The sequence below is a fragment of the Nocardioides sp. genome (assembly GCF_035547795.1).
Lineage (GTDB): Bacteria > Actinomycetota > Actinomycetes > Propionibacteriales > Nocardioidaceae > Nocardioides.
Window position 1 is genome coordinate 1 of record NZ_DASZUF010000200.1, and the last position, 5,436, is coordinate 5,436.

Here is a 5,436-nt window from a genome sequence, read left to right on the forward strand (position 1 = left end):
AGCGCACTCAGGATCGAGGTCGGGTCGGTCAGGTTGACGCCGCTGCCGAACAGGACGCCGCTCAGCGAGTCCACCAGGTCGTTGACCGTCTTGGTCAGATCGGCCACGACGGTGCCACCACCGGGGTTGAGATCGGTGACGATCTGCTCGATGGCGGCCTGCAGCGCGTCGGAGAACGCCTGCGGGTCGCTCAGCGTGGCCGGGTTGAGGCCGTTGGTCAGCGTGCTGATCAGGGTCTCCAGGTCGGCCGCGATCTGGCCCGGGTCGGGGGTGGCGGTGGTGCACAGACCCGGCAGGTTGATCGCGTAGCAGAGCGGGGCCAGCGGGGTGGCGCCCAGCGGACCGTCGATCGGAGCGCCGAGCGGGAGGCTGCCGCCCTGGCCGTTCACCGCACGGCAGGCGAGCAGCGCGCCGTTGGCGGCGCCGACGCCGCCGGCCGCGTTGCGGTAGCGCGTGGTGACCTTGCGCAGGCGCTTCTTGGCCTTCTTCTTCTTGTGCTTGTCCTTCTTGATGACGTGCTTGGCAGCGTGATGCTTCTTGGCCTTCTTGAGCTTCTTCTTGGCCTTGGCGTACTTCTTCGCCGCGTGCGTCACCTGACGCGCGGACGCGTTGTAGTGGTCGACGGCGCGTGCCTGGGCGGCGCCCTCGGCGGAGCAGTCGGGCGAGGCGGCCGAAGCGCTACCGGCGCTGACGAAGAACGGCACGAGCGCGCCGAGGATCAGCGCGATGCTCAGGCCGAGGCCAGCGATCAGTGACCGCTTCTTGGCGACCGGAGTCGTGGACATTGGCGGGGCCTTTCGAGTAGGGGGAGCCGGCGGGGCCGGCGCGCTTATCTCGATCATGTAACGAAGGTGGGGCCCAAACGACACGCCTCCGTCGACAAGTGCCTCTCTGTCTAGACCACGCGCGCCGATCAGCCACCCGCGAAGGGCGGCAGGAACTCCACCGTCTCCCCCGGCTCGACCCGCACCAGGGCAGGGTCCGCCGATGCCACCGGCCGGTCGCCGACCAGCGTCGAGCACACCGCGAGTACGTCGCGCAGCCGGCCACCCTCGTGCAGCGCGACCACCCGGGCGACCACCTCGGCGAGCGTGATCGGGCCGCTCACCTCGAGGACGTCGCCCGCCGTCCCAGCCGCGGCCTTGGCGCCCGCCCAGTAACGGACCGATATCGCGCTCATCTCGATCCCCTCACCACGTTGGTCCCACGTGACCGGCTCATTTCGGTATCATGCCGGAACGGTCACCACCGAGGCTCAACGTTGCGGCTCGGTTCTCCTCGCTTCCCGCGGAGGAAATCATGAGCACCCTTCTGCTTCTCACCGGATCCCTTCAGCCGTCCGCCGACGTGCTTCCGGGCCTCGCGCTGCTGGGCCACCAGGTCAAGATCCTGCCCGCCGAGGGTAGCGCCCTGCTGGAGGCGCCCGACGCCGATCTGCTGCTGGTCGACGGCCGCCAGGACCTCGCCCACGCCCGCGATCTGTGCCGGCTCATCCGCGCCACTGGCACCGACGTACCCGTGTTGCTCGTCGTCACCGAGGGCGGTCTCGCGGTGGTCTCGCACGACTGGGGCATGGACGACGTCGTCCTGCACACCTGCGGGCCGGCCGAGCTGGAGGCCCGGATCCGGCTGGCCATCGGCCGGCTCACCGCGGCGCGCGACGCCGCCGACCCCGAGGCGCACGTGATCCGCTCGGGCGAGGTCGTGGTCGACGATGCGACCTACACCGCGAAGGTGGGCGGCCGGCCGCTCGACCTGACCTTCAAGGAGTTCGAGCTGCTGAAGTTCCTCGCACAGCACCCCGGCCGGGTCTTCTCCCGCCAGCAGCTGCTGCAGGAGGTGTGGGGCTACGACTACTTCGGCGGCACCCGCACCGTCGACGTGCACGTACGCCGCCTCCGCGCCAAGCTCGGCCCCGAGAACGAGACCCTGATCGGCACCGTCCGCAATGTCGGCTACCGATTCGTGCTCCCCGCCAAGGACAAGGAGCAGGCGGCCGACGTCGCCCAGCTGGTCTGAGCGACGTGTGAGTCGGATCCTGCGGTCGCCGTAGCGGAGGCGTGACGCACGACTCGGCGCATAGGGTGACCCCGTGCTCGATGTCCTACGGATGGCGGACCTGACCCGTGCGGCCGACGGGGTCGATCCGCTCGACGAGGCCACTCGGCTGGCGGTGCGCAACCACCCGGACGAGACGACGGTGTGGGGCGACGTCCGCGGCTTCGGGCTGCTCGTCGGCGAGGAGCTGTCCCTGGTGGTGCTGCCGCACCAGCGCGGCACCGGCCTCGGTCGCCGACTGCTACTGCAGGCGCCCGCGGAGGCGGTGTCGGCCTGGTCGCACGGCGACCACCCGGCGGCCCGCGCCCTGGCCGCCTCGCACGGCTGGGCGCGGGCGCGGGAGCTGTGGGTGATGCACCGCCCCGCGGCGCGGCCGCTGCCCGCGTGGAGCGTGCCCGAGGGCATCGAGCTACGCGGCTTCCGGCCCGGCGACGAGGAGGAGCTGCTCCGGGTCAACGCGGCGGCGTTCGCCCATCACCCCGAGCAGGGATCGCTGACCCGGGCCGGCCTGGAGGAGCGGATGGCCGAGCCGTGGTTCTCCGCCGACGGGCTGCTCACCGCGTGGTCGGGCGACCGGTTGATGGCCTTCCACTGGACCAAGCAGCACTCGCCCGCCTCCGGCGAGGTGTACGTCGTCGGCGTCTCCCCCGACGCCCAGGGCCGTGGGCTCGGCCGGCTGGTCACCCTGGCCGGGCTCGACCACCTGGCCTCGCTCGGCGTCGAGGACGTCCACCTCTACGTCGAGTCCGACAACGCCGCCGCGGTCGCGCTCTACTCCGGACTCGGCTTCACCCACACGCCGGCCGACACGCACGTGCAGTACCGGCGCGACTGACGACGTACCCTCCCGCGCGCCAAAGTGTCACCGTGACACTTTGCGCCGGGGGTGACACATCCGATCTATCACCCTCGACGCGAACTATCACGGTGACAGTTTGGGGAGCGAGCGCCGCCTCAGCGCAGCGGGCGCACGTGCAGACCGACCTCGGGGTCGACCACGACCTCCTGGGCCGCCGGCATGCCGTCGACACTCAGTGGGGCGTCGACCGGCACGGAGCGCTTGACCAGGCCGAGCGCGATCGGGCCGAGCTCGAAGTGGCGGGCCGAGGAGCCGACGAAGCCCACCTCGCGGCCGTCCGGCCCGACCAGCGGTGAGCCCGCCGCGGGCAGCCGGTTCTCCGAGCCGTCCAGGTGCAGCATCACCAACCGCCGCGGCGGCCGGCCCAGGGTGTGCACCCGCGCGACCGTCTCCTGCCCGCGATAGCAGCCCTTGTCCAGGTGGGTGCCGACCAGGCCGAGCTCGTTGGGGATGGTGCGGTGGTCGGTATCGACGCCGATCCGCGGCTCGCCGCGCTCGATCCGCAGCGCCTCGAACGCCCACATGCCGCACGCCGGGCCGGCGGCGTCGACGTACGCCCGAAGGGACTCGCGCGGGATGAAGGAGTAGCCGGCGACCGGGCGCCACACGGTGGCCAGCGACGGGTCCAGCGTCACCTCGACGTCGGACCAGAACCGCATCCGGTCCAGGTACGCCGCCAGGCCCTCACCGGCTCCCGGCTCGGTCCAGGCCGTGAACGCGGTGCCGTCGTCGACGCCGTGGAAGAAGTGCTCGATGTGGCCCTGCGGCGAGAGGATCAACGCCGCGGTCCACGCGCCGGCCTCCAGGCCCTCGAAGTACTGCGACGTCAGCGAGTGCAGCCAGGTCAGTCGGTCGGGTCCAAAGATCCGGACCACGTCGCGATGCGACAGGTCGACGAACCCCTCGCCCGAGACCAGCGTGCGCTGCTCGACGTTGAACGAGCCGTAGTGCGCGGCGACGCCGGCGTCGATGCCCCCGCCCGCGACGGCACCCGGCAACGACAGCAGCTCACTGACCATCCGACTCACACCTCACACACTCTCCGAACACCACCAGGTGCCCCAGGTCCGGCTCGAACCCATACTCCTCTCGCAGCCGCGTCGCGAAGGACCCGGCCACGTCCGGGTCAACAGACGAGACCCGCTGACACTTCCGGCAGACCAGGTGGAAGTGCTCGTGATCGGTCGCGGAGTGGTACGTCGCCACCCGGTCGGACAGATGCGCGTGCCGGACCAGGCCGAGCTCCTCGAGCACCTCCAGGTTGCGGTAGACGGTGGACAGGTTGACCGCCGAGGACGACTCGCGCACGCAGGCGAGCACCTCCTCCGGGGTGGCGTGCCCGAGTTTCTCGACGGCGCCGAGGACCAGCTCGCGCTGCGGGGTCAGCCGGTAGCCGCTCCCGCGCAGACGCTCTCGCCAGTCCTCGCCGCTCACGGCTCCACCCGGTTGAGCTGCGCCCACAGATGCGGCTGCAGCTCCTGTCCCATCGCCTTCATGTCGAAGGCGTACATCAACTGGCCCTGCACGTTGCCGTAGAGGCGGTGCCCGGCGACGTACTCCTTCGCGGTCTCGGTGCGCCCGACGCCGCGGGTGGCGATCTCGAGCCTGCCGTCGGCGGCCTCGCCGTACCAGACCTCGGCCATGCCGGTGTTGTGTGCGAGGACGACCTCGAGCCGCGCCTTGCCAGGCTCGACCAGCGCGGAGCGGATGAAGCCGGTCTCCATCGCCCCGGGCCGCAGCCGCTCCTTCGTCTCCGGGTCGATCACCCAGGACTGCGCGGAGTAGTGGAAGAACGGGCGGCCGTCCTGCTGGAAGACCAGCTCCTGCTCGAAATCGAACGCCTCGATGGTCGGGTAGTCCCCGTGACCGTTGCCGTGCCAGGTGCCGAGCAGCCAGGCGATCGGGGCGCAGTCGGGGTGGAGGTTCTCGGGCAGCGTGAACGGCACGACCACCAGTCTAGGGTGGCCCCATGCCCAGGAAGCTCGTCGTCAAGGTCACCGCGGGCGCCGAGGACGCGGAGCGCTGCAACCAGGCGTTCACGGTGGCGGCGGCCGCCACCACCGCCGGCGCGGAGGTCAGCCTGTGGCTGACCGGCGAGTCGGCCTGGTACGGCGTCCCCGGCCGCGCCCAGCAGTTCAGCCTCCCGCTCGCGACTCCGCTGGTCGACCTGCTCGGCCTGGTGCTCGCCGACGGCACCGTCACGGTCTGCAGCCAGTGCGCCGCCCGTCGTCAGATCACCGAGGCCGACGTGATGCCGGGCGTCCGGATCGCGGGAGCCGCGGTGTTCGCCGAGGAGATCCTGGCCGACGGCGTCCAGGCCCTGGTCTACTGACCTTCTCCACCGACCTTCCGAAGGCGCCGGACCGGGTGGGCCGCGACCGATAGCATCGGCCCAAATGGACACCCCGAACCCCAACGACCGCAGGTGGTTCCGCCGATCGGGCGGCGAGAGCACCGGCGCTGCCGAGACGCCTGAGCAACTCGCCGCACGCGCCGCCGAGAGCGCCGCCGCGGCCGAG

The 5,436-nt window shown here is 71.3% G+C and carries 8 protein-coding genes; 3 read left to right on the top strand and 5 right to left on the bottom strand.

The annotated features are described in order from the left end of the window. Positions 1-785, bottom strand: a 785-nt coding sequence (locus VHA72_RS14830) for a hypothetical protein (protein WP_325576551.1), incomplete at its 3' end; no start/stop codon positions are given. A 128-nt stretch (positions 786-913) separates the two neighbouring features. After that, positions 914-1,180 (bottom strand): MoaD/ThiS family protein, encoded by a 267-nt coding sequence (locus tag VHA72_RS14835; protein ID WP_325576552.1) that lies wholly within the window; start codon positions 1,178-1,180, stop codon positions 914-916. Between the two features lie 119 nt (positions 1,181-1,299). Here VHA72_RS14835 and VHA72_RS14840 point away from each other — a divergent pair, with 119 nt between their 5' ends. Next, positions 1,300-2,019, top strand: coding sequence for a response regulator transcription factor (locus VHA72_RS14840; RefSeq protein ID WP_325576553.1), 720 nt, complete (start codon positions 1,300-1,302; stop codon positions 2,017-2,019). Between the two features lie 73 nt (positions 2,020-2,092). Continuing rightward, positions 2,093-2,893: a mycothiol synthase gene (gene mshD, locus VHA72_RS14845; RefSeq protein WP_325576555.1), complete on the top strand. Its 801-nt coding sequence runs from the start codon at positions 2,093-2,095 to the stop codon at positions 2,891-2,893. A 119-nt stretch (positions 2,894-3,012) separates the two neighbouring features. Here mshD and ygfZ read toward each other — a convergent pair whose 3' ends face one another. From ygfZ to VHA72_RS14860, 3 genes are read right to left on the bottom strand one after another with little or no spacing between them, the layout of a single operon-like run. Further along, a complete protein-coding gene (gene ygfZ, locus VHA72_RS14850; protein ID WP_325576557.1) occupies positions 3,013-3,936 on the bottom strand; it encodes a CAF17-like 4Fe-4S cluster assembly/insertion protein YgfZ in 924 nt (307 codons plus the stop codon). Next, on the bottom strand, positions 3,926-4,351 hold the full coding sequence (locus VHA72_RS14855) for a Fur family transcriptional regulator (RefSeq protein WP_325576559.1): 426 nt from the start codon (positions 4,349-4,351) through the stop codon (positions 3,926-3,928). Before VHA72_RS14855 ends, ygfZ begins: the two co-directional genes overlap by 11 nt. Then, entirely contained in the window at positions 4,348-4,863 is a 516-nt protein-coding gene (locus tag VHA72_RS14860; RefSeq protein WP_325576561.1) for a heme-binding beta-barrel domain-containing protein, read from the bottom strand. Before VHA72_RS14860 ends, VHA72_RS14855 begins: the two co-directional genes overlap by 4 nt. 23 nt (positions 4,864-4,886) lie before the next feature. Between VHA72_RS14860 and VHA72_RS14865 the strand changes: the two genes are divergently transcribed. Beyond that, the gene (locus tag VHA72_RS14865) at positions 4,887-5,249 is read left to right on the top strand and encodes a DsrE family protein (protein WP_325576563.1); all 363 of its coding nucleotides are present in this window, start codon (positions 4,887-4,889) and stop codon (positions 5,247-5,249) included. Positions 5,250-5,436 lie beyond the last annotated feature (187 nt).